19 protein-coding genes are annotated in these 23,836 nt (G+C 36.4%); 4 read left to right on the top strand and 15 right to left on the bottom strand.

The genetic code is table 11. The annotated features are described in order from the left end of the window. The first annotated feature begins 35 nt into the window (after positions 1 to 35). Complete coding sequence (locus ACFS6I_RS20525; RefSeq protein WP_021187916.1) at positions 36 to 410, top strand: DUF3127 domain-containing protein; 375 nt, start codon at positions 36 to 38, stop codon at positions 408 to 410. 63 nt (positions 411 to 473) lie between these two features. Here ACFS6I_RS20525 and ACFS6I_RS20520 read toward each other — a convergent pair whose 3' ends face one another. From ACFS6I_RS20520 to ACFS6I_RS20500, 5 genes are all read right to left on the bottom strand, one after another. Continuing rightward, positions 474 to 1,466: an acyltransferase gene (locus tag ACFS6I_RS20520; RefSeq protein ID WP_380923403.1), complete on the bottom strand. Its 993-nt coding sequence runs from the start codon at positions 1,464 to 1,466 to the stop codon at positions 474 to 476. A gap of 8 nt (positions 1,467 to 1,474) precedes the next feature. Beyond that, entirely contained in the window at positions 1,475 to 2,644 is a 1,170-nt protein-coding gene (locus ACFS6I_RS20515; protein WP_168127609.1) for an MFS transporter, read from the bottom strand. Between the two features lie 86 nt (positions 2,645 to 2,730). Further along, on the bottom strand, positions 2,731 to 3,261 hold the full coding sequence (locus ACFS6I_RS20510; protein ID WP_346580946.1) for a fumarate hydratase: 531 nt from the start codon (positions 3,259 to 3,261) through the stop codon (positions 2,731 to 2,733). Positions 3,262 to 3,265: 4 nt separating this feature from the next. Continuing rightward, entirely contained in the window at positions 3,266 to 4,663 is a 1,398-nt protein-coding gene (gene fumC, locus ACFS6I_RS20505) for a class II fumarate hydratase (protein ID WP_021188024.1), read from the bottom strand. 108 nt (positions 4,664 to 4,771) lie between these two features. Further along, positions 4,772 to 5,341, bottom strand: coding sequence for a hypothetical protein (locus ACFS6I_RS20500; protein ID WP_168127607.1), 570 nt, complete (start codon positions 5,339 to 5,341; stop codon positions 4,772 to 4,774). Between the two features lie 180 nt (positions 5,342 to 5,521). On the opposite strand from ACFS6I_RS20500, the gene ACFS6I_RS20495 reads away from it, so the two are divergent. Further along, complete coding sequence (locus ACFS6I_RS20495; protein WP_243655993.1) at positions 5,522 to 7,093, top strand: S41 family peptidase; 1,572 nt, start codon at positions 5,522 to 5,524, stop codon at positions 7,091 to 7,093. Here ACFS6I_RS20495 and ACFS6I_RS20490 read toward each other — a convergent pair. The 5 genes from ACFS6I_RS20490 to uvrA form a co-directional block, all read right to left on the bottom strand. Beyond that, complete coding sequence (locus tag ACFS6I_RS20490; protein ID WP_380923399.1) at positions 7,090 to 8,208, bottom strand: endonuclease/exonuclease/phosphatase family protein; 1,119 nt, start codon at positions 8,206 to 8,208, stop codon at positions 7,090 to 7,092. The two genes, ACFS6I_RS20495 and ACFS6I_RS20490, sit on opposite strands and share 4 nt — an antisense overlap. After that, complete coding sequence (locus ACFS6I_RS20485; RefSeq protein WP_380923397.1) at positions 8,201 to 9,082, bottom strand: rhomboid family intramembrane serine protease; 882 nt, start codon at positions 9,080 to 9,082, stop codon at positions 8,201 to 8,203. The genes ACFS6I_RS20490 and ACFS6I_RS20485 overlap by 8 nt, the downstream gene beginning before the upstream one ends. Before the next feature lie 13 nt (positions 9,083 to 9,095). Next, a complete protein-coding gene (locus tag ACFS6I_RS20480; protein WP_183917437.1) occupies positions 9,096 to 9,818 on the bottom strand; it encodes a rhomboid family intramembrane serine protease in 723 nt (240 codons plus the stop codon). Between the two features lie 9 nt (positions 9,819 to 9,827). After that, positions 9,828 to 11,705, bottom strand: a complete 1,878-nt coding sequence (gene mutL / locus ACFS6I_RS20475; protein WP_132769269.1) for a DNA mismatch repair endonuclease MutL — start codon at positions 11,703 to 11,705, stop codon at positions 9,828 to 9,830. A 134-nt stretch (positions 11,706 to 11,839) separates the two neighbouring features. After that, positions 11,840 to 14,680: an excinuclease ABC subunit UvrA gene (gene uvrA / locus ACFS6I_RS20470; RefSeq protein ID WP_031287009.1), complete on the bottom strand. Its 2,841-nt coding sequence runs from the start codon at positions 14,678 to 14,680 to the stop codon at positions 11,840 to 11,842. A 165-nt stretch (positions 14,681 to 14,845) separates the two neighbouring features. On the opposite strand from uvrA, the gene ACFS6I_RS20465 reads away from it, so the two are divergent. Next, a complete protein-coding gene (locus tag ACFS6I_RS20465; RefSeq protein WP_346597138.1) occupies positions 14,846 to 15,901 on the top strand; it encodes a DUF2157 domain-containing protein in 1,056 nt (351 codons plus the stop codon). Positions 15,902 to 15,930: 29 nt separating this feature from the next. Here ACFS6I_RS20465 and ACFS6I_RS20460 read toward each other — a convergent pair whose 3' ends face one another. Next, positions 15,931 to 16,602 (bottom strand): response regulator transcription factor, encoded by a 672-nt coding sequence (locus ACFS6I_RS20460; RefSeq protein ID WP_380923394.1) that lies wholly within the window; start codon positions 16,600 to 16,602, stop codon positions 15,931 to 15,933. Further along, entirely contained in the window at positions 16,595 to 17,833 is a 1,239-nt protein-coding gene (locus tag ACFS6I_RS20455; protein WP_380923392.1) for a sensor histidine kinase, read from the bottom strand. Before ACFS6I_RS20455 ends, ACFS6I_RS20460 begins: the two co-directional genes overlap by 8 nt. 210 nt (positions 17,834 to 18,043) lie before the next feature. On the opposite strand from ACFS6I_RS20455, the gene ACFS6I_RS20450 reads away from it, so the two are divergent. Next, a complete protein-coding gene (locus ACFS6I_RS20450; RefSeq protein WP_380923390.1) occupies positions 18,044 to 20,419 on the top strand; it encodes an outer membrane beta-barrel family protein in 2,376 nt (791 codons plus the stop codon). A gap of 145 nt (positions 20,420 to 20,564) precedes the next feature. On the opposite strand, the gene ACFS6I_RS20445 is transcribed toward ACFS6I_RS20450, so the two are convergent. From ACFS6I_RS20445 to ACFS6I_RS20435, 3 genes are all read right to left on the bottom strand, one after another. Beyond that, positions 20,565 to 20,981 (bottom strand): OsmC family protein, encoded by a 417-nt coding sequence (locus ACFS6I_RS20445; RefSeq protein ID WP_031287012.1) that lies wholly within the window; start codon positions 20,979 to 20,981, stop codon positions 20,565 to 20,567. Between the two features lie 226 nt (positions 20,982 to 21,207). Continuing rightward, positions 21,208 to 22,500, bottom strand: coding sequence for a G-D-S-L family lipolytic protein (locus ACFS6I_RS20440; protein ID WP_380923388.1), 1,293 nt, complete (start codon positions 22,498 to 22,500; stop codon positions 21,208 to 21,210). Positions 22,501 to 22,526: 26 nt separating this feature from the next. After that, the gene (locus tag ACFS6I_RS20435; RefSeq protein WP_380923386.1) at positions 22,527 to 23,744 is read right to left on the bottom strand and encodes an OmpP1/FadL family transporter; all 1,218 of its coding nucleotides are present in this window, start codon (positions 23,742 to 23,744) and stop codon (positions 22,527 to 22,529) included. Positions 23,745 to 23,836: the final 92 nt, after the last annotated feature.

Genomic DNA, 23,836 nt, shown 5'->3' with positions numbered 1-23,836 from the left:
AAAATGCTTATTTTTACGGTTTAATATTTTTGATTATGGAAATTAGAGGAAAAGTACACGAAATAGGTGCTACGCAACAAGTAACAGAGTCATTTAAGAAGCGTGATATAATCGTGGCTTACGCTGAAAATCCGCAGTTTGTTGAATATATTCGCTTTGAAGCTACTCAAGACAGAACATCAATTTTTGATGGTTTGACTGTAGGTGAAGAAATTGAAGTTTCTTTCAATTTACGTGGTCGTCCTTGGACAAATAAAGAAGGTGTAACAACATACTTCAATTCATTAGTTGCTTGGAGAGTTACTAAATTGGCAAATACTGCTGCTTCAGCTCCTGCTCCAGGTTATGCTGAAATGCCAGCTCCAGTTGATTTATCAGGATCAAATGACGACGACGATTTACCTTTTTAGTCTTACGAGAATCTCAAATATAAAAAAGCTTCAATTCGCCCAGCGCTTATTGAAGCTTTTTTATTAACCAGAAATGTATTTGCCAAAAGGAATTTTACGAATACCGTATATAACCATAATACTGATGGCAAGTGTAACAAAAGTTGCTAAAGGAATCTTTAAAAATGTGCCCACGGGTAATATCGGATGTACATAGTTTAAAATCAGGATATGGCAGAGATATATTCCAAAACTATATTGATCGATCCATACTGCCCACTGGGGAAGTTTTAGATCACGCGATATTGTTTTGATGAATATAAATATACCGGTAGCAATCAGGACTGTATTGGGTGATAAATAACCGTACAGAAGTGGGCGGAATTCATGTGCACTTAAACTCATTTCATAAGTAAAATAAGCTGTTCCCAATGCAACCATGATAAATAAAAACAAACACCACCATTTTATCCCACTAAAATCTTTTACCTTCAAATAGTAACCTAAGATCAAGTACCCTGTATAACTCGAAAAAAATGTAAGATCGAATTTTGGTAGATAGGTTGAAAAGTTTTTGTTGAATATAAACAGCGTTATAAACCATAAAACTAAAAAAATCTCCAGTTCTCTCATAGATGAATGCTTGACGATCTTTTGAAGAAAAGGAATAGCAAGGTATAGACCCATGATCATATAGAGATACCAAAGATGTGCGTTCGCACCGTTTTTGAGTCTATAGACCAATGTTGAGATCAATTGGTCTATATTTAATTCCAGCACATTTGTGTTATAAAAAAAGTAAATAATAGTCCAAAAAAGAAAGGGATAAAAAATCTTAAGGAGTCTTTTTTTATAAAACTGTCCTGTATATTCTTCTTTCGTCAGCAGGAGAGCCCCAGAAAGCATCACAAATATGGGGACAGAGAATCGCGTGAAACTATTTATCAGATTTGCATATTTCCAATCAAACCCAGCTATATCAGTACTATTTAAGTAACCAGAAGATGCGTGTATCGCGATAACTGCAATGGTAGCAATAATTCGAAGGACACTGATATAGCTAAGTTTTTCGGTCATATTATCTGTTAGTCTGCACTTGGGATTCTGTTCTTTTGTACAAATTGAACCAAGAATACGCAAGCAAGTAAAGCTCCTATAGTGGCCATGCCAACACCTACTAAAGAAGGAGTATTATACATTAAACCATATGTAATGGGTATACCTCCTAAATAAGCTCCTAAAGTATTACCCAAGTTGAATGCTGCCTGACCACCCGCTGCAGCCAAAGTTTCAGCACCTTTAGCAGTCCGGATCAACATCATCTGTGTAGGTGGACCTATTGTAAAAGAAACCAACCCCGTAATAAAGGCCATAATGTATGCTGACCATTGAAATGGTGAAACAAAATAAACAAAGACTAAACATATCGCCATAGCACTGAAACTTGCAATAGCCGCTTTTGTTGGAGAGATGGTATCAGCCATTTTTCCACCTAATAAATTTCCAAAAAACATACCTATACCAATTAAAATCATAATAATCGGCACACGATTAGGGTCAAGTCCAGATACATTTGTAACCAATGGAGCAATATAGCTGATCCAGGCAAAAAGACCACCAGTTCCGATTGCAATAATTGCCATCAGCAGCCATGCTTCTTGCTTTTTGAAAAAACTCACCTGTGCTAAGATATTATTTTGTTTAGAAGATTCAATTTTTGGTAACCAAAGATAAATCATTAAAAATGTCAGGAGGCCTAGTACACTGATGACACCATAGGTAATGCGCCAAGAGTAATGATGTCCGATATATGTTCCTAAAGGCACACCTGCTAAATTAGCAATCGTCATACCTGTAAACATAATGGATATTGCCTGCGCCTCTTTACCTTTAGGAGCTAATCTAGCTGCAACAACAGAACCTACACCAAAGAAAGCTCCATGTGGCAAACCGGACATAAATCTGGAAAGCTGCATGGTAAAATGGGTAGGAGATATAGCAAATAATCCATTAAAAATGAAAAATAGAACCATTAAAAAAAGTAAAACGTTTTTAGGGGGGTATTTTCCAGATAATAGTACTAATGTAGGGGCACCAACAACAACACCGATAGCATAAAGTGCTATTAAATGGGCAGCTGTTGGAATATCGATATTTAAGTCTTTTGCGATGTCTGGTAAAATTCCCATCATAGAAAATTCTGTCATTCCTATAGCGAGACCTCCAAATGCCAATGCAATAATTCCTTTATTCATATTTTTTTGCTCAGATAGTGACGAGCGTGTCGTTAATGATAGAAAAAGCCATTTAAAAAATTAAATGGCTACACGTTTATTCTTTTTTATTGCCAGCGTTTCTGCGGGACACAAATTACATCCTTTGTTTTACGTAATATGATAGGACGCTGATCATATTTATTTTCTAATACTAGAGAATCTTTAGAGTGGAAAGCAACTTTAAACCTTGGTAAATATTGACCTTGGCGATAGCACCCAGATACTTTTTGTTTGCCATTTTCTTTGACGTATATACCATCGACAATGACACTGTCACCACGTACAACATAAATACCTTTAGCATATTCGATCCAAGACCCATTATTATAACAGCTATCCGATATCTGCTTTGTTTTAGCATGAACATACATGCGCGCATAAATGGAGTCACAGGTAAAACGGAAATCTGTGAGCGTATATTGCAACATTTGATCTTGGTCGGCAATACTGTCTTGTTTCCATTCCCCTTGCAAATAACCAGCACCCTCAGATTGCATTTCCGAATTGAATTTGCAACTTCCAAATAGCAAAAGCATACCCATTGCTAAAAATAGGTATGCTTTGATATTTTTTAATTTATTTAAAAATGGATTCATAGCCTTATTTTAAGCTACCTACCATTTCTTCAGGTTTTACCCACTCGTCAAATTCTGCAGCAGTTACATATCCTAATGCAATAGCCGTTTCTTTTAATGTCGAGTTATTTTTATGTGCTGTCTGTGCAATTTCTGCCGATTTGTAGTAGCCTATTTTAGTATTCAAAGCCGTTACCAACATCAAAGAGTTATCAACTAATTCTTTAATACGAGCATAATTTGGTTCAATACCACTTGCACAGTGCTCTTCAAATGATACACAAGCATCTCCGATTAATCGAGCTGATTGTAAAAAGTTAGACGCCATTAAAGGTTTGAATACATTCAATTCATAGTGACCTTGAGTACCACCGATAGTAATAGCAACATCATTACCCATTACTTGAGCGGCAACCATTGTTAAAGCCTCACATTGCGTAGGATTAACTTTTCCAGGCATGATTGAAGAACCAGGTTCATTTTCAGGAATGATAATTTCACCAATACCAGAGCGAGGGCCAGATGCCAACATGCGGATATCGTTAGCAATTTTATTTAACGAAACTGCTAATTGTTTTAATGATCCGTGTGATTCAACAATGGCATCATGCGCAGCTAAAGCTTCAAATTTATTCTCAGCAGTAATGAAAGGATGACCAGTAAATTCAGCGATATATTTTGCTACCAGGACATCATATCCAGCAGGTGTATTTAATCCCGTACCAACTGCAGTACCACCTAATGCTACTTCTGCCAAATGCGCTAAAGTATTTTTAACAGCTTTGATACCATAATTCAACTGTGCTACATAGCCTGATAATTCTTGACCCAATGTTAAAGGAGTTGCATCCATTAAGTGAGTACGGCCAATTTTAACAACATTCATGAATTCAGCAGATTTTTTTGCTAATGTATCACGTAGTTTTTCAACACCAGGAATTGTTACTTCAACAACTGCTTTATAGGCCGCTATGTGCATTCCAGTAGGGTAGGTGTCATTAGAAGATTGTGATTTGTTCACATCATCATTCGCTTTTAATACAGGTTCACCTTCTCCAATTTTGAAACCAGCTAATACCTGAGCACGGTTTGCAATTACTTCATTTAAATTCATGTTAGATTGAGTTCCCGAACCTGTTTGCCAGATTACCAATGGAAATTGATCGTCCAATTTACCAGCTAAGATCTCATCACAAACTGCAGCAATAGCATCACGTTTCTCGATAGGTAATACACCTAATTCAGCATTTGCATAAGCAGCAGCTTTTTTCAAGTAAGCAAAACCTTCGATAATTTCATGTGGCATAGATGCAGCAGGACCAATTTTGAAATTATTGCGTGAACGTTCTGTTTGAGCACCCCAGTATTTATCTGCAGGTACTTGAACTTCACCCATGGTATCTTTTTCTATTCTAAATGACATAGCGTTTGATTTTTTTTAATATAACAAAGTTAAGTAAAAATATAGAGAACAGGCATTCAAACACTTCATCTTAGTAAAATTTGAATGTCATAGTATCTTTAAATGTTGTTAACCATTCAATCGTTTGGTTAATTGTTCATTGATATGATGGAAAACTTGAATTGGTTTTAAGGTACGCCAAGAAAGATCATTGAGGTTTCCTCCAAAATTGATATAATAATCAATATTATTTTGCATAAATTCTGTGATGACATGTGTCCTAAAATTAACAGCAGCTATCCAACCATCATCAATATCCTGAAACCATTCTTCATAATAAGTATCATCTGAAGCATGAAAATTAAGAATATTTTCACCAATTAATATAAAATGATTAATACCCGAAGCGATCATCAGATCAATCACTTCACGCTTCAGGATCATAATGTCATTATCAATGGCATCATTCCATTCGCCGATCAGTTCGATGATGCAAAATTGCTTGTCATAGTCTACAAATAGGACTTTCAAATATAAAGTATGTGAACCAAAGTCGTCCCACTGGGGGTGTAAAAGGAAATTATAAATCTGTTTATCGTATTCAAATTCATTATATATCGTTCCGTAAAAAGGAGACTGTTCATCTTCCGATGCGATATAATCATGTCTCCAATTGTAAAAAGGTTCAATTTCGTGCATTTTGGCAGATTATTTGATTGTTACAAACACAAAGTTGAGAAAACTTTCACATATTAACCACTTTTAACGACTTTTGTTTTAATCCAAAAATCAACGCATATATTGTGGTTTTAATGGATAAAACTTAGTATTTTTGAAGCATCTTTTCATATGCAAGGAAGTATAAAACGGAATATTTTTGTGGCAGCAACATACGCAGGAGTTTTACTCGTGGGGCTATTGCTTGGGCAAAAATATGCCGATGAACAAGGTAATAAACAGTCAACTTCTATTCTAGCAGGAGGACTGACCGGTAATTCTGAAAAAGTTCAATATCTGGTTAATTTAATATCGGACAATTACGTTGATAAAGTAAGTTTAGATACGATTCAGGATGAAGCCATTCAGCATATCATTACCCGATTAGATCCTTTTTCAACCTATTTAAAACCCAATGAACGTTTAGCACAAGCAGAGGCTCTGGAAGGAACTTTTGATGGTATTGGTGTTGAGTACTTTAATCTTAACGATACCTTGCTTGTTGTCGGAATGATCTCAGCTGGTCCTGCGGAAAAGTCTGGAATGAAGATTGGAGATCGATTGGTCAAAATTGCGAATCGAAATATAGCTGGCGTACGTGTGACTGAAAATGAAGTAGACAAGTTGATTCGTGGTAAAAAAGGATCTACAGTAGACATCATTGTGAAACGAAATAACGAAATTTTGACAACTCCGCTCAAAGTTGTTCGCGATCAAGTATCTGTGAGTACATTGGATGCATCCTATATGATAGCTCCTAAAGTAGCTTACGTAAAAATAAGACGTTTTGGTCATCAGACTTCTGAAGATTTTAAAATCAAATTGCGCGATCTTCGAAAAAGTGGAGCGCAAGATTTAATTTTAGATTTGAGAGGCAATGGCGGCGGTTATGTACATACAGCCATTGAAATAGCCAGTATGTTTTTTAAAGATAAGCGTTTACTGATGTATACTGAAGGAGCCAATGAATTGCGAAGGGATTATTTCTCAAAAGAAGCCGGTGATTTTAGTGAAGGTCGCATCGTAATCCTTATTAATGAAGATTCCGCTTCCGCAAGCGAGATCGTGACAGGTGCGCTACAGGATTTAGACAGAGGTACAGTAGTCGGTCGTCGTTCCTATGGCAAAGGATTAGTTCAAGAACAATTTGACTTTGCCGATGGCTCTGCCGTTAACCTGACAGTAGCACGTTATTACACGCCTTTAGGCAGATGTATTCAGCGCAAATATACACGGGCAAATTACGATCAGTCTAAGTATATGACCACATTTGACCTATGGACGTTGGATACCGAATTTAATCCTCATGATTTATATACCACCAGCAAGGGGAAAATGCTATTTGGGGGAGGTGGAATTCAGCCCGACGTTCTCATTCCAATAGATTCCAATGAAATCAGTGCTAAATATAGAGAGATATATCATTCCAATAGTATACAAGAATTTGTTTATGACCGGTTTACAAAAAAATTGCCAGCTTATTCCATAGAAAATTTCTTGAGTGGCTACAATTTACCTGACTCCGAGTTTAATGATTTCATTTCCTTTTTATTAAAAAAAGGAATAGCTGTTAACAAACTTGAAGCAGATCGTCTGCATCAAATCATTCAGTCAGATATTGAGGCACTAGTAGGACGTTATTATTTTGGTAGGGAAGCTTACTTTAAGATAAAAAATAGAAAAGATCATTTTGTTGCAGGAGCATTTCGTGCATTGGGAATTCAGATGCACTAAAGGTGCTTCAATTTCAAATCGCTCCAGATAGGGTAGTGGTCTGATAATTTTCTTTTAACAACATGATAATTTAAGATATCAAAATTGGAACTGGCAAAAATATAATCAATTTGAAAGATCGGCAATAATTCATAATGCGTCACTCCCCAACCTGATCCTTTTTCTTTAAATGCATTGTGGAGCCCCTTGCTCACCCGATTTACTGAATAGCTCATAGGCGTATCATTAAAGTCACCCATTACGATAAAAGGGAAAGGACAAGCATCCATATGTCTTTTCAATGAACTAGCCTGCTCACTTCTAAATTCAAAAGCATTTTTAAGTTTTCGTCCAATGCGACGTGTAGCAGCATTATCAGTCTCCTTTTTGGATGATGGATTTTGAAAAAATTCCTTTTCATCATTTTGAAGAGCAAAAGATCTCAGATGAACATTGTAGACTCGGATAGTACTATCATTTTTTTCAATATCTGCGTACGAAATGCGGTTGATACCATAGTCATTATCTAAGATATTACCAGAATTTATAATCGGATATTTAGAGAATATGGTCATTCCATAGGCCTCATAATCATTTTTGGCACTTTCTGCAAAATAATGATAGTCATAGCCTAGTTTGCTCTTAAACTCATTAGAGATGACATATTTCCCTTTTATTTTACTGTAATATTCTTGGAAACAGACAATGTCAGGTTTAATACTATCCAATATCTTTATCGCATCATTTTTGAAGTTTTTCTTTGAGTCGTTGATATCTTTAAAAAGATGGGCATTGAAGCTAAGTACGCGGATCTGATCAGATGCTTTTTGAGTTATTGGAGAGCTCGAACGTAAATTCCAATGTTTTGTTAGCAGTGGCCAGCCAAGTAAGATCGTTGCTAAAGAAAATACAATCATTTTAGGTTTTCTTAGCAACCAATAAGCGATAAAACCAATATTGACAAGTAATATCGGTAAATAACCTAAACCAAAAAATGCAATAGGCCAAAATGTTTTAGGGTTGATGAAAGAAGCAGAATAGCTAATCAATAAAGCAACAATAGCAAGAATGTTAAAAATGAAAACGGTCCTGCTTAAATAGCCCAATTTTTTTTTTAACAATACACGCTTAACCATCGATCTTATTATTATTGCTTGCTTTGAAAAGAATTTCTTTTTCGTGTGAACTTAGACTATCATACCCTGTTAAGGATATCTTATCCAAAATTTGATCGATCTGATCCTGATTGGGTAAATCATAACGATGGTGCTTTGATTGTTGTGCACCGTTCCCAACGACAACTTTCATTTTAGTGGATCTTTTCTGTTTTCTTTTAAATACTTTAGACCAGTCCATGCCCGATTGCAGTGCATAAATAAATCCCATTCCAAAGAGAATGGAACAAAAATAACTGATAGCCGCAGGTCTATTCGTGAGAATGAAGAACAAAAACTGGATTGCAAAATAAATGATAGCGATAGTCTTTAATTTAACATTCCCAAACAGCAATAGTCTAAGTTCATATTTTGGAACTAAAGTAGCTGTCGCTGCTAAAATTGACGCTAATCCAAATGCTCCAGTACTCAATGGAGGATTAATCGTATTGGAGAAAAGAGCAAGGTGTGAGAAGACTAAAAAGATCAGTCCCGACATGATAGCAGAAACAATGTAAATGAAAAGAAACTGTTTCCTATTTAAAAAATTAAAGAAAATAGTACCTAACCAATATAGCCATAAACAATCAAAAGCAACGTTGAAAAGGCCTGTATATACAAAGTTATACGTAATTAGAGACCACGGTTGCTGGATGAATGCCTGAAAATTTATTGGTAAACTTAGATTATCTACGCTCCATTGAAAAAGAGGGAAAGAAATAATCTTCAGCTCAAAAAGGAGATCAAAAAAATAAATCAGAATAAATAGGAAAACCTGTCCACCAATAATAAATGGAATGGGAGAGCCTGAACCGAAGGTTGTCCTGATAAAGTTTTTGAACGAGTTTTCCCTCATCTTATAAAGATAATTAATATATTCCTTTTTTAATACCCCAGACCTTTAATAGTATATAACCAAATAAAGCTCCACCGACATGAGCTAAGTGTGCAATTGATCCACCTGAATTAGAAAAACCTAAATAAATTTCAATCAAGATCAGGATTGGAATAAAGAATTTAGCTTTTATAGGTACAGGTATAAAGATAAGGGCTAGCTTTAAGTTAGGGAATAAATAACCAAATGCTAGTAGTAAACCATAAATAGCACCAGAAGCACCAACTAAAGGTGTATTATAGATAGAAACCAAAGTACCTAACCCAGCCTGAGATACCAAAGGATTATTGGTATAAACTGTGCCGGCAAGCATATCAAATGTTAAACTGCTACTAGGGCTGATCGTACCCGCAATTTGATAAACTTCGAATGCTTGAACACCAAACTGAAGGATCAGGGCGCCAATTCCTGTAAACAAATAAAAATTCAGAAAACGTTTCGCTCCTAATACCTGCTCCACGATAGGACCAAACATAAATAAAGAGAACATATTGAAAAATATGTGTGTAAACCCTCCATGCATAAACATATAGGTGATGATTTGCCAAATCCTAAAAAAAGGAGAGTCCGGGTAGAACACGCCAAACATTCGGGTGGAGTTTGTAAATATCATTGAACCGATAAAACAAACGACATTGATAATCAGTAAGTTTTTGGTTACTGTTGGTAAATTTGACAGCGGATTAGCGTTATTCATAAATTTAAATTAGTTTTTACTAAACTTTTCTAATAGTTCCTGTAAGGTAATGGTAATAACGATTGGTTTCCCAAAAATAGAGATATTTGGAGACTCACAAGCGAAAAGCTGATCAATAAGTTCTGATATCGCATTATTATCCAGAAAAGTACCTGGTTTTATAGCCGCATTGCGTGCTAAGCTTTTTGCTAAATTCTCACGTTTCTCAATTTTGAAATCATTAAGATTGTTCTTATAATCTTCTAAGATTTGTTCAATAATTTTACGTTCGTCAATTCCGGTACCTAAATCTGCAGGTATTCCGTCAATGATATAGCTGTTTTTTCCAAATGAACGAATTTGAAACCCTAAACTTTGAATATCTTCCAATAAATCTTGCATCAATTCATTATCCGAAGGGTTTAAATCAATACTTTGCGGAAAAAGACTCTGTTGGCTTAAACCTTTATGTTGATCAAGCTGTGATTTGAACTGTTCAAATAAGATGCGTTCATGAGCAGCTTGTTGATCGATCAGCATCACACCAGAATGAATTTGTGAAACAATGAATCGATTATGGATCTGAAAAAATTGTTTCGTTGTCGCTTGACTTTTTATACCTTGTATCTGATGAATTGGACGGTCTTGTTGTTCGTGCTCTAAAGGCAGTTGCATCGATTCATCCTGTTCAGTAATTTGATATAAAGTATCCCAATTTTGAGGAATGGCCGTTTTCTTTTCAAAACCTGCGAGATAATTATCTGATCGCGAAAATGTCGTCTTTGTAATCTGATCAGGTTCAAACGGATTAAAATCAGGATTAAAATTCACCGTAGGTACAATGATCTCGTCCAAAGGTTTTGGCGTGATCATGTTTGAGAAACCTGTTTCTTGCTCAAAATCCAAAGAAGGCGCGATATTATATCGTCCCAAAGACCTTTTAACAGCAGATCGGATGATCGCGTAAATTGCCTTTTCGTCTTCGTATTTAATTTCCGTTTTCGTTGGGTGTACATTGATATCAATCTTTGAAGGATCGATGTCAATGAAAAGCACATATAAAGGAAATGTTTCTGCTGGCAGAATTTCTTCAAAAGCATTCATCACAGCATGATTCAAGTAATGGTCTCTGATAAATCGCTTATTAACAAAGAAGAATTGTTCCCCTCTTGTTTTTTTAGCAAACTGAGGCTTTCCTACAAAACCATTTACTTTTATGATCGTGGTATCCTCTTCTACAGGTACTAATCGCTGATTATACGTGTTGCCAAATAGATGAACAATACGTTGTTTCAATGTTTCCGCAGGTAAATGAAACATTTCATTACCATCGCTATGTAACGTCAAAAAGATTTCAGGATTAGCTAATGCTATCCGTTGGAATTCTTCAATAATATGACGCATCTCGACCGAATTGCTTTTTAAAAAGTTTCGGCGTGCAGGTATATTGTAAAATAGATTTTTAATGGAAATATTGGTGCCAGCAGCGACAGCTTCTGGTGCTTGATTGATGATTTTAGAGCCCTCTATCTCTACGACAGTACCCAATTCATCCTCAAAACGACGTGTTTTTAAGGTCACATGTGCAATGGCAGCGATGGAAGCCATTGCTTCACCTCGAAATCCCATTGTACGAATGGCAAACAAATCTTCTGCTTTACGAATTTTGGAAGTAGCATGTCGTTCAAAACAAAGACGTGCATCCGTCACGCTCATTCCACAACCATTATCAATCACTTGAATTAATGATTTTCCAGCATCTTTGATGATCAATTGTATCTTGTCAGCCCCAGCATCAATAGCATTTTCAATCAATTCTTTGATCGCCGCGGCAGGTCTTTGTACGACTTCACCCGCTGCAATTTGATTGGCAACATTATCTGGTAATAATTGAATAATATCCGACATATGACGCGAAGTTACGAAATTAATGAGGAATGCTTTTAATTCCGTTAGAAAGTTGTCGTATAAATTACATTACTTATTAACTTTCATGAATTAGATTTGATACGTAATACTTACGTATCAAATCTAACTGTTCGTTATTGCATTTCCAATTTAAGGAATCGAGCCGTTTCGCTCTTTTTATTTTTGATTAATTCTTCAGGTACACCTGCAAATAAGACATTACCGCCTTCTTTACCACCTTCAGGACCAATGTCAATCACCCAATCAGCACATTTAATAACATCGAGGTTATGTTCGATGATTAAGATCGTATTACCACGGTCAACTAATCGGTTGATTACGCCCATCAATACATTAACATCCTCAAAATGCAAACCTGTTGTCGGCTCATCTAAGATATAAAATGTATTTCCGGTGTCTTTCTTGGAAAGCTCTGTCGCCAATTTAATCCGTTGCGCTTCTCCGCCCGATAATGTTGTTGAAGACTGTCCCAATGTAATATAACCCAAGCCAACATCCTGTAATGTTTTAATCTTACGATAGATGGAAGGAATATTTTCAAAGAAAACGACTGCCTCATCAACACTCATATCCAGGATATCTGAGATGGATTTACTTCTGAAGCGAACCTCCAAAGTTTCTCTGTTATAACGTTTTCCATGACATGTTTCACAAGGAACCTGAACATCAGGAAGGAAATTCATTTCCACAACCTTCATTCCACCACCTTGACAAGTTTCACAACGTCCGCCTTTCACATTAAATGAAAAACGTCCCGGTTTATAACCCCTTATTTTCGCTTCAGGAAGTTGGACAAATAAAGTTCTGATATCTGAAAATACACCGGTATAAGTAGAAGGGTTTGATCTTGGCGTACGACCGATCGGACTTTGGTCTATTTCAATCACCTTATCCACGTGCTCCAGACCTTCGATACTTTTGTAAGGAAGTGGAATACCTTTTGCACGGAAAAAATGTTTATTTAGAATCGGATACAAGGTACCGGTAATCAAACTTGATTTACCAGAACCCGAAACGCCCGAGACAAGAATTAATTTTCCAAGTGGAAAATCGACAGAAACATTTTTTAAGTTATTTCCGGTTGCACCTTTTAAAGATAATGTTTTTCCGTTTCCAGCTCTTCGTTCTGAAGGAATCGCAACCTCTTTTTTCCCATTTAAATAAGCGGCAGTAAGTGATTTTGATTTCAGGATATCTTTCGGTTTCCCTTCAGCAACCACTTGACCACCATTGACACCTGCGGCAGGTCCCATATCAATAACATAGTCTGCATTTAAGATCATGTCTTTATCATGTTCAACAACCAGTACTGAATTGCCAATATCACGTAAATTTTTTAAAGAATTGATAAGACGCTCATTATCTCTCTGGTGGAGACCGATGCTCGGCTCATCCAAGATGTATAAAACATTGACAAGTTGGGAACCTATTTGTGTCGCAAGTCGGATACGTTGCGCTTCACCACCAGATAGCGATTTAGAAGAACGATCTATAGTCAGGTAATTTAAACCGACATCCAGTAAGAAACCTAGACGTGATTGTATTTCTTTTAATATTTCGGTAGCAATGATCTGTTGACGTTCATCTAAAGAAGCGTTTACATTTGAGAACCATTCATATAGCGACTTAATATCCATATGTGCCAGTTCATAAATGTTTTTACCGGCAAATTTAAAATGAAGGGATTCCTTTTTAAGCCTTGCACCTTCACAAGTTGGACATACAATCTTTGATCTGAAATCATCTAAAGAAGACATATCATCACTAGATTTACCAGACTGCTCCTCTAGCATTTTGAAAATACCAGAAAACTCAATGCGGTAATCACGTACATCGTAACTGCCGTAGGAAACAGCAACTGAAATAGGCTCCTCAGCACCAAATAGTAACGTGTCGATTTGCTCTTCTGTCAACTTCTCTAGCGGTGTTGTCAAAGAAAAATCAAGTTTTTTAGCCACAGCTTTCAACACTTGGAAGTTCCAGGTTTCCTTTGCAGGTCCTAAGGGAGCTAAGCCTCCTTTTTGAATGCTTAATTTCCCATCAGGGATAACGGTGTTTTTGTCAATTTCAAAAATATATCCTAGGCCATCACATTTTGGACAGGCACCGTATGGGGAGTTAAATGAAAACGTATTAGGCTGCGGTTCATCGTAAGAAATACCTGATTCGGCATCCATGAGATAGCGGCTGAAAAATTGCTCGACATTTTCTTGATTGGCTACCTTAATAATTCCTTTTGCTGTCTTCATCGCTTGCATAACAGATGTTTGCAACCTTTTTTTATCGTCGGCAGTAACCTTTAGGCGGTCAATCACAATTTCAATATCGTGTATTTTATAGCGGTCTACCTGCATTTTAGGCGTTAAATCTACGATTTCTCCATCTACACGGACTTTAACATAACCCTGTTTACGGATTTGCTCAAACAACTCACGGTAATGACCTTTACGCCCTTTGATCACGGGAGCTAAAATATTCAAAGCCTGTCCATCAAAATCGGTTAAAATACGATCAACAATCTGGTCGTCAGACATGCGTTGCATGCGATTGCCTGTAACATAAGAAAATGCTTCACTTGCGCGAGCAAATAGCAAACGCATAAAATCATACACCTCAGTGATGGTGCCGACAGTAGAACGCGGATTTTTGCTTGTTGTTTTTTGTTCAATAGAAATCACAGGACTCAAACCAGAAATTTTATCTACATCCGGTCGTTCCATACCACCTAAAAACTGACGGCTATAAGCGCTAAATGTTTCCATGTAACGTCTTTGGCCTTCCGCGTATATGGTGTCAAAAGCTAATGACGATTTACCACTGCCACTTAATCCTGTAATAACAACCAATTCGTTTCGAGGAAATGAAATGTCAATATTTTTGAGGTTATGTACACGTGCTCCAAATACTTGAACTTCACTTTGTTCACCTAAATCAGGTGTGATTTTCTTTGTCATGTAACCGCTGTTTTCTTCCAAACGCAGATGAATTTCTGCAAACATGCAAAATTACTTAATTTTAATGAACTTTAAGAGTGCTCATCTCTTTATTATTGTCACGCTATTGCAAATCTATACCCTAACTAAAAGGTATAATTTGTATTTTGCCACCACAAAAGTTATATGAAGAAATTAGACGTTACCAAACAAGAAAAAGAATCCTTAGAAGAAGCAATACAATTTTGGGAAAAGGAAAATGTAATTGATGCATCGACAGCAAAAGCTATGGTCGATAGCATTGATGTCAAAAGCTTTGATTGGAAGCGCCTAGCACGGTATGCATTTTGGGTTGCCTTAGCATCTTTGGTATTTGCAGTTTTTTCTTTAATGACTGATACGGCATTTCTCAAATTTGTAGATACACTGTACGAAGCGCCTAATATTTTATTCTGTCTCTTTTTTGGTGCTTTAGCTGTATTGTTTTATACCCTCGGCTTTCGTTACAAAACAAAATTTCCAAATAAAAATCTTTCTATTGAAACCATGATGTTGATAGGTGTTTTTTCGACAGCAGCATGCATCGGATTTTTAGGAAAGGTATTGGATAAGAATAGTATGCACTATTCTTTACTGTTTCTATTATCAGTCCTCATATACGGATATCTCGCCAACCGCTTAAAATCTAAGCTCATATGGGTATTTATGCTTGTTGCATTAGGAATCTGGTTTGCGACCGAAACAGCATATCATAGTGATTGGGGATTTAAGTTCTGGGGAATGAATTACCCACTACGTTTTACTATTTTTGGATTAATGCTGACATTAATTGCTATTTATGTGCAACCACGGTTCAAAAAACTGATAGAATTTCAACCGCTAAGCTACCTCATTGGCTTACTGTACTTAATGATTTCATTGTGGTCTCTTTCTATTTTTGGTAATTATTCAGATTTCTATGAATGGACTTTAGTAAGACAGTACCACATCTTTTATTGGGGGCTGTTGTCGACAGCAGTAGCCGCAGGTCTCGTTATCTATGGACTAAAGATGAAAGACAATACAACAAGAGAAATTGGTTTTGTATTTTTTGTATTGAATGTCTACACAAGATATGTAGAATACCTTTGGGATAATATCAATCGTGCAATCTTTTTTCTTATTTTGGCAGTATCATTCTGGTTTGTTGGTCGTTGGGCAGAAAAATTATGGCAAAAAAGAGAAGATAGTTTAGATACCTAATATCACGATATAAGTACCAAGCACGCACATTAAAAGGAAATGTTAAAGCCTACACCTCTGGAAGAAGTAATGTGTAGATTTAAATCATGTTTGAGGTACTTGCGTAATCTCGTAATAAAAACATCCATGCTGCGGCCATTAAAAAAGTCACTGTTACCCCAGACTTGCTGTAAGATTTCTTCCCTTGTCACAAGAGAACCATTGCGTTGACATAGAAACTGTAAGAGCTTCGCTTCTCTTTCTGTTAGTTTAAATTGTTCCAGTGGGTGAGTGAGGAGTAAACGCTGAGGGAAAAATTGATAACTACCAAGTGTAATTGATGTGATCTGATCATTTTTTTTATTACGCTTTAGGATATTTTGGATTCGTAATACTAATTCTTCTGGATCACAGGGTTTTGTAAGGTAATCGTCAGCGCCAATTTTTAAACCTGTTATTTTATCTATTTTTTGTTCTTTGGCGGTTAGGAAAATAAAAGGGACTTCAGGATAGTATTCTTTGATCTCCTGCGCTAATGTGAAACCGCTTTTAACGGGTAACATTACATCCAAAATTAACAGATCGTAAGGAAGTATATTTTCAGCAAGCAGTAATTCCGCTGGGCTTTGCATCCAGTGCACATCATATCCAGAAAGCTGTAAATAATGCTGCAACATAAATCCGAAATCAGCATCGTCTTCAATTAACAAAAGTTTATTCATGGGGAATTATAATATTAAAAGTAGTTCCTATATTGATTTTGCTAGTAACGTCTATTTTGCCTTGATGACGCCCTACAATCGTATTTACCAAATATAATCCTAGTCCTAAACCCTTGCTATCATGGATATTATTTTTTTGTATGCGGTAGAATTTCTCAAAGATATGAGGAATTTCCTTTAAAGCCATTCCTATCCCATTATCACGTACTTGGATTTCAAATAAATTTTTGTTAGTGGAAATTGATACACTCAGATGAGTAGCGCCATACTTGATGCTGTTATTCATAAGATTGACAATAATAGTCGTAAAATCGGATTCGTTAATTGGTATTTCGATCGTTGAAAACTCATTTATATCAAATTTTATCTGAGGATGAGCAAGTTTAAAATCAGCAAGTATCATCTTCACTTGATCAAACGTAATGGAGATGTCTGTATCTTTTTTGTCACTTTCATGCAAAGGTTGCAAAGTGTTTTCCAGACGTTCCACTTGACGTACCATAACGGCTAGAATGGTAGGGTCAGATTGTTTTTGAATTGTTTTTAAAGCTACTTTAAGCGTTGCAATGGGCGTTTTTAGTTCATGCGAAATATTGTCAACGGCATCATGCAACTGACTAATCTTTTTCTGTTGCTGTTTTAAATTCTGATATGTTCGATAAAATAAGAATAATAAAGCCAATAGAATCAATGTTGAATTGAAGAGTAGGAATGCTAACTCCTTAAAAACAATCCAGTTGATGTTGACCACCTCAAACGTTGATCTTCGAAGAACAAGAAAACTGTACTGTTTATCTTCCTGCTCAGCAGTGATTGTTGACTGTTCTTTCGTTAACTGTTTAACAGTTTTTTCAGTAGACCAGGTTCCAGAAGATAACTCCAATGGATGCGTCATTTCACCACTTGTTTTATAGACAATTATTGGCTTTTTGATCAGTTTTTCTTGAGCGTTTTGAAAGGTGATTTGTAGAATCTCTTTTTGTAATCTTACCTGAAAACCTAATGGGGAAAAAAGACTATCTACATAATGTGTCAACGCTTTCTCAGTTTTATTTACTTTATCAGCATAACTGCTTTCCAGCGTTGCAAGCGTAATTTTTTTCTGAGCTAGTTGTATGTAGTAAGAAGTTGCGTCTTGATTATTAAGGAGATCATTGTCGAATAGAGCGTCAGTCTCATCTATTTTTCCTAGTTTCTCTTTTGTTAGCGAATATATCTCCCTTTTCTTCAATTGAAAAGAATTCAAGAGCAAATAGGATTGAATGCCAATAAGGATAACAAAGAGGATCGTGAAAAAATAAATATAGTTTTTAGACTTAAGTTCCATATACAAATATAGGTTGCGATTTTGAATAAATGGAACCTTAACCTACCATTAACTCTTTATTAACCATCGCTCTCCACTACTTGAGGCAACTTTGTAGCAGCAATTTAATCAAGTATGAAGTATCTAATTATTCTATTATTATTACCTTTTCTTGGACAGGCTCAAGGGAAGCGTTTATCCGGTAGTGTGTGCGATCAAAACGAAATTCCTTTGAAAGGAGCAACTGTCATTTTATTGGACAGTATAAGTAAACCCATCCACACATTAAGTCTCGACACTGCCGGTAGGTTTGATTTTGTAATAGAAGACAACCTGCTATATCGTATAGCAATATCCCATTTAAATTATCAGAGCCGAGAATTGAATTTTCGATCAGATACCTTACAAGTTCCATTATTAATAAAGTTAAGTCCTAATGAGTCGAAACTGGAAGAAGCGCAAGTAACCGGTAAAAGACCAAGGGGTACTCGAAAAATTGATCGTTTAGAGTTTAATGTGCAAGGAAGTAATCTATCTGGATTGAACAGTTGGGATATTTTAAAACGGACACCTATGGTTATGGTAAGTGGAAGTAGTATAGCTGTACGTGGAGACAAAAAAGTAGTAGTCATGATTAATGAAAGAAAACTGATGATGAGCGGGGAAGAACTAAAAACGTTACTTGAAAATACAGCAGGATCTGATGTTCAATCTATTGAAGTCATTACAAGTCCACCTGCAAAATATGAAGCGGAGGGAAGTACTATTATTAATATAAAACTCAATAAATCGCAACTATTTGGGTACAGAGGTACGCTACTGGCATTGGCAGAGCAAAGTAATTATGGTAAGCAACTATTTGGACTGACCCAATACTATAAAAATGAAAAAGTTAATGTTCGCGCCACTTATAATTTTGGAAGAGGGACATATGCGCGCTATGGAACCGATTTTGTCTACTATCCGAATGATCAAACTTCCTGGGAAAGTGTTATGACCCGTATCGATAAAAATAATAGTCAAAACAGTTACGTGTTTTCCTTTGACTATACGCCCGATACAACCTGGAATATCGCCATAGGCTTGAATGGGTATTATGGACCAAAATCAACTGGATTATATGAAGTGCCGACCTCCATTTACAATAAGGATGGGCTAATGGAGTCTTATTATTTGACGAACAACGATCATATAGAATCGCGTAAAACCAATAATTTTTATCTGCAGGTCAATAAAAAAATAAATTCCAACTGGAATGCAAATTGGTCTTCCTATTTTACAACAAATCGTAAATCTAATCTACAGGATGTATGGACAGATCTACAATTTAAGAATCAAGATCCTAAAAGTACGCGCTTTCTGAGTGACAATGCTACACAGAACCAATTATTCACAACACAGCTCGATCTTTCTGTAAATATGAATAATATTGCCATTGAGTTTGGAGGTAAGTTTAGTGCCGTGAAAACGAAAAGTACCTTAATGTTTTCAGATGATGCTTCAGGAAGTTTTGAGCCTCGATCAGATAAGAGTAATATTTTTGATTACGATGAACAGCAGGCGGCTGTATATGGATCAATAGCATATAAATGGCGAAAATGGAGCTGGAAAGGAGGTTTGCGTCTTGAAAATACGGCATTGGAAGGAGTCGTCTCAGAACCGGAAGACCGGAATAATCAAAATTATTGGGTACTCTTTCCAACCTTCTATGCTCAGTACCAAACAGATCAGGAATACCAATGGGGGTTTTCTTACGGTAAGCGTATCAGCAGACCTGCATATTCGTGGTTAAACCCGGCGAAGTCCTATTATAATCTTTTTTCTTATTTTCAGGGAGATCCGCGGTTGAAGGCTACAATTATTCATAATCTCAATATTACGTTAACGAAAAAAGATTGGAATGTAGATTTATTTTATCGATATGAGCAATGGCCGTCCATGGAGATTGCTATTCAAGATAATATAAATCATCAATTGATCTATCATTACACGAATATTCGAAACGGGCAGGGAGCAGGTGTAGATTTGGGTAAAAGTTTTCAATTATTGAAAAATTGGAGTTTAAACGCACAACTGGAAGGGATGTACAATGTCAATAATTATCAAGGTAGCGATATGCAATTGTATCGTAATCGAGTGTGGATGGCCAATGGAAATTTTAGTTCAATTTTCGTGCTGAATAAAGAAAGCGACTGGAACCTTGAGCTTGGAAACACCTTTGAGTCGCCTACCATACAGGGACCTTTTAAGATCACAGGTTATTCTAGTACCTATCTGATCACGAGCCGTAAGTTTTTTCGTAAACGGTTTGAAGTTAATCTTTCTTTTATGGATATTTTTAAATCGGAAAGACAAAGGGTATCTTCAAAATATGCGGATCAAAATAATTACTATAACGATTATCGAGATACACGCAAAGTCAATATAACATTACGTTATCATTTTGGCAATCAAAAGATAAAGAATAATTCCAGTATGCCTAAAAAGACGGAAGAGCAGGGAAGATTATAAGATTTAAGTATAAAGCGCCCTTTATTAAAAAAAAGGGGAATCTCCCCAAGTACAAAAAAACCAGATATCAATAGTTATCTGGTTTTTGTATGTTTTTATTTTACAATGCGTAAGTTCAGATTATGAGCTAAGCATTCCACTATTATTAATTGATTTTAAGTGAATAGGTGATATTGATACCACCTGCGGCAAGCATATCATGTACCGAACAGTATTTTTTGACCGCCAATTCTGCTGCCTTTTGAGCTTTAATTTCATCAATAGCACCTTTTAGATAAAAGCTAATATGGATATCTGTAAAGATATTTGGAATTTCCTCGCGGCGTTTTCCCTCAACCTCAACTTGTATATCTTCAATTTCCTGACGCTGTTTCGTCAAAATAGAAGAAAGATCAAATACACTACATGAGCCTAAAGCCATTAAGACTAATTCCATCGGACGAACTCCCTTACCTTCACCACCAATAGCTTCTGAACCATCAATATTTACTTTTACATTGGATAGTTCACTTGCTGCTTCAAAGTGAACTGCTTTATTTTGACGATTTAGTGTTACTTTCATGATTGAATCTCCTTGTATATACAAATTTAATGAAATTTGCTTTCATTAACAATATAATTGCGCTGACACGTAAATAACATGACTTGTTATTACTTTTTTCTTACAAAGCGGTTATATGCATAATAAGATATACTTATTACCCTAAATACATCTAATTGAGGATAAATATAAAAAAGGGTGATCATAATTATGATACACCCTTTTACCAAACCATTTATTAATATTTTTATGGAAGTTTCACACCTCTATAATCAGATATATTTAATCTTGGAACTTGAGCACCGTAAGTTTTATTGATGGCTTCAATAAATACATTTGCCATTAATGCATTTCCAATAGGCGTCAAATGTATTCCGTCCAACGAAAACCCATTTCCAGTGATATATTTCGCACTTACCGATAGACCATCGATGCGGATGCCATTTTTAACAGCTGTTAAAAATGCATTGACATCTGCGACAGCTAAGCCTTTAGACGCGGCGATCGATTTAATTGATTTATTGAAATCATTGACACGCGCTACAACTTCTGCCGCTTCTTTTGTATCTAAAACATATTTGTCCTCAACAGGATTGAGCGGATGTAATCCGTAAGGTATTTTGTTTGCATTTGGAACACCCAATAAACCTGCCGATGAAAAAGGGAGGACAAAGAAATCCTGATCCGTAGCAGCTCGCGGGCCCGTCTTAGTTGCGATGTAAATATCAGTCACTTTGGTTGTACTTGCGGCATTTACTGCCGCTAGAAGCGCCTGACGTGTTACTGTTGTAAAATAAGGCACGGATGTTACATCAGGGATCGTTGCTAACACACCTTTTTGCCCTTTTGCTGTTAATGTTGTTACATAATTATTCAATAGTGTATTGAACAGTGCCGTAGAGGTTAATGTTGTCGTTGGACCTTCATTAACAGCTCCATTTGTTGCATACCCCAATACATCATTATTTCCCAATGAAAATGTAAAGAACGTATGATTTTGTGACGTAGAATAAGTGAAATAATTCATTGTTGGTGGAGTGCCTTCTGGTAATAGACGTTCGAAGTACATATTTCCAGCTGCTGTTCCTATGCCAGGTGCAAAAGCCATATCCATACGCATACCCGGTACCCCTAAATTATTGATCGGATCAGTAAATTTTGTTAATAATTTTGGACTAGCTGAGCGGTAAGCTAATTTGTCTGTAACCTGTTCTGTTACTGGCTGGCCATTAACCAATGCTTTAAGACGAATATAGCCCGATCCATTGGACTGCTCCTCGCTAAAAAATGGAGATTTGAACTCGCCTCCGCCTACTTTTTGAAGTTGTTCTGAGATGAGCAATGGAAAAGCTACTTTTTGGCCATCAAGATATAGTCCACCATCAGCGAATCCTGCAGAAAGAGAATTTCCGATGGCAATATATTTACTAAAGTCAGCTTTTGTTCCTGCTGAAGGTGTGAATTCGTCGAGAGATGGTTTACATGCTGTGATACTCAGTATCGCCAATGCAACTCCTATATATAAATTTCTTCTGTTCATGATAATAACATTTTTAATATAAATGCTTAAAATTTGTACGTCAATCCAATACCTGGTGCGTAAATATTCGTCGTATACGTTCCTGATAAATGGCTGTCTACATTATTTGCTTCGCGAGGTAATATTCTCTGGTATGCAAAAGAGCCTGTTAGATCAAACTTCTGATTCATTTTGTATGTGAAACCGCCAGCAATCAGTACACGGTTGTTATCTGGAGTTTCTGGATAGACATAATCTTTACTCACAGGTGTTGCGATATAACCGCCACCGATACGGAGTTGCAATTTCTCTGATGGCAAGTATTCGATACCCGCTTTAATAGAACCTGCTTTTGTATAATTCTTAGGGGAATGCGTGTCAGGAGTATTTGCACCACTATAATCAAAGTTTAGTTCTTTATAAATATCGTAATTGATCACCGTTCCATCCACTGCCATTTTCACTTTGTCACTGATCGGGAATGTTACACCGACAGCAAAAGTAGATGGGAGAGGAAGTTCAGCACTAAATTTACTATCTGGTGGAAATGTTCCTTGCGCCGCTTCAGGTACTGTGAATTTAGCATCTCCATCTTTTAATTTCGTAACAACTTTAGATCGGTAGCTCATGGAAATGGCAAATTCTTCATTTAAGTTATAGTGAACACCAACATTATATCCTGTTCCAGTACCGGTTCCTTTTAATTCAGCCAACCCTGATGACCCATCTTGGAAATAAACGGGAACAGCACTTTGTAAATCCACTGTTCCAACGTTATACACAAAACCCCCACCGATGCTGAAGTTGTCCGTTAACTTGACACTTAGGGTAGGTTGGATGTATATGGCGCGTAACGATAAACTAACTAAGCTGTATTTACCCGTCCATTGAGTTCCCCAGTCTACTGCACCTCCATAAGGTGTATATATCCCTATCCCTGCTTTCCACCACGTATTTTTAGGCCCTACTGTAGCAAAAACAGAAAAAGGCGGCGTTATCTGATTTTTAGAATGATCAACGACGGAACTTCCTGTTGCTTGAAAAGCAGATTTAAACATAACACCATTTCCGTTTACAGAAACCGCATTGTGGCTCATTTTTGAAAGTGCTCCTGGGCTATAAAAGATGGAAGATTCATCTATAAAGTAGGCAGAACCTGCACCACCCATACCGACAGATTTTGGACTCTGAAGATTGACTTGAGATCCCTGTGCTAAAAGTAAAGACGGCGATACACAAAGCAAGGTAATTAGTAACTTCTTCATATACATCAAATTTGGTTTATCGTTTGTGTTTGAATTACAATGCTAACATAGTAAATTTTTGTGGCTTTTCGATATTATTTTGGCGAAAATTG

Source organism: Sphingobacterium anhuiense (assembly GCF_042686355.1).
Taxonomy (GTDB): Bacteria; Bacteroidota; Bacteroidia; order Sphingobacteriales; family Sphingobacteriaceae; genus Sphingobacterium; species Sphingobacterium anhuiense.
Note: the sequence above shows the minus strand (reverse complement) of the source record. Positions and strands in the feature narration are given on the sequence as shown.

Excerpts from the sequence above, each read along its gene's own strand:
- ACFS6I_RS20445 (WP_031287012.1), bottom strand. The coding sequence starts at position 20,981 with ATGAAAGTAACACTAAATCGTCAAAATAAAGCAGTTCACTTTGAAGCA.
- ACFS6I_RS20525 (WP_021187916.1), top strand. The coding sequence starts at position 36 with ATGGAAATTAGAGGAAAAGTACACGAAATAGGTGCTACGCAACAAGTA.
- ACFS6I_RS20490 (WP_380923399.1), bottom strand. The coding sequence starts at position 8,208 with ATGGTTAAGCGTGTATTGTTAAAAAAAAAATTGGGCTATTTAAGCAGG.
- ACFS6I_RS20500 (WP_168127607.1), bottom strand. The coding sequence starts at position 5,341 with ATGCACGAAATTGAACCTTTTTACAATTGGAGACATGATTATATCGCA.
- ACFS6I_RS20440 (WP_380923388.1), bottom strand. The coding sequence starts at position 22,500 with ATGAACAGAAGAAATTTATATATAGGAGTTGCATTGGCGATACTGAGT.
- ACFS6I_RS20450 (WP_380923390.1), top strand. The coding sequence starts at position 18,044 with ATGAAGTATCTAATTATTCTATTATTATTACCTTTTCTTGGACAGGCT.
- ACFS6I_RS20510 (WP_346580946.1), bottom strand. The coding sequence starts at position 3,261 with ATGAATCCATTTTTAAATAAATTAAAAAATATCAAAGCATACCTATTT.
- ACFS6I_RS20460 (WP_380923394.1), bottom strand. The coding sequence starts at position 16,602 with ATGAATAAACTTTTGTTAATTGAAGACGATGCTGATTTCGGATTTATG.
- ACFS6I_RS20520 (WP_380923403.1), bottom strand. The coding sequence starts at position 1,466 with ATGACCGAAAAACTTAGCTATATCAGTGTCCTTCGAATTATTGCTACC.
- ACFS6I_RS20480 (WP_183917437.1), bottom strand. The coding sequence starts at position 9,818 with ATGAATAACGCTAATCCGCTGTCAAATTTACCAACAGTAACCAAAAAC.
- ACFS6I_RS20465 (WP_346597138.1), top strand. The coding sequence starts at position 14,846 with ATGAAGAAATTAGACGTTACCAAACAAGAAAAAGAATCCTTAGAAGAA.
- ACFS6I_RS20435 (WP_380923386.1), bottom strand. The coding sequence starts at position 23,744 with ATGAAGAAGTTACTAATTACCTTGCTTTGTGTATCGCCGTCTTTACTT.
- fumC (WP_021188024.1), bottom strand. The coding sequence starts at position 4,663 with ATGTCATTTAGAATAGAAAAAGATACCATGGGTGAAGTTCAAGTACCT.
- ACFS6I_RS20485 (WP_380923397.1), bottom strand. The coding sequence starts at position 9,082 with ATGAGGGAAAACTCGTTCAAAAACTTTATCAGGACAACCTTCGGTTCA.
- uvrA (WP_031287009.1), bottom strand. The coding sequence starts at position 14,680 with ATGACAAAGAAAATCACACCTGATTTAGGTGAACAAAGTGAAGTTCAA.
- ACFS6I_RS20515 (WP_168127609.1), bottom strand. The coding sequence starts at position 2,644 with ATGAATAAAGGAATTATTGCATTGGCATTTGGAGGTCTCGCTATAGGA.
- mutL (WP_132769269.1), bottom strand. The coding sequence starts at position 11,705 with ATGTCGGATATTATTCAATTATTACCAGATAATGTTGCCAATCAAATT.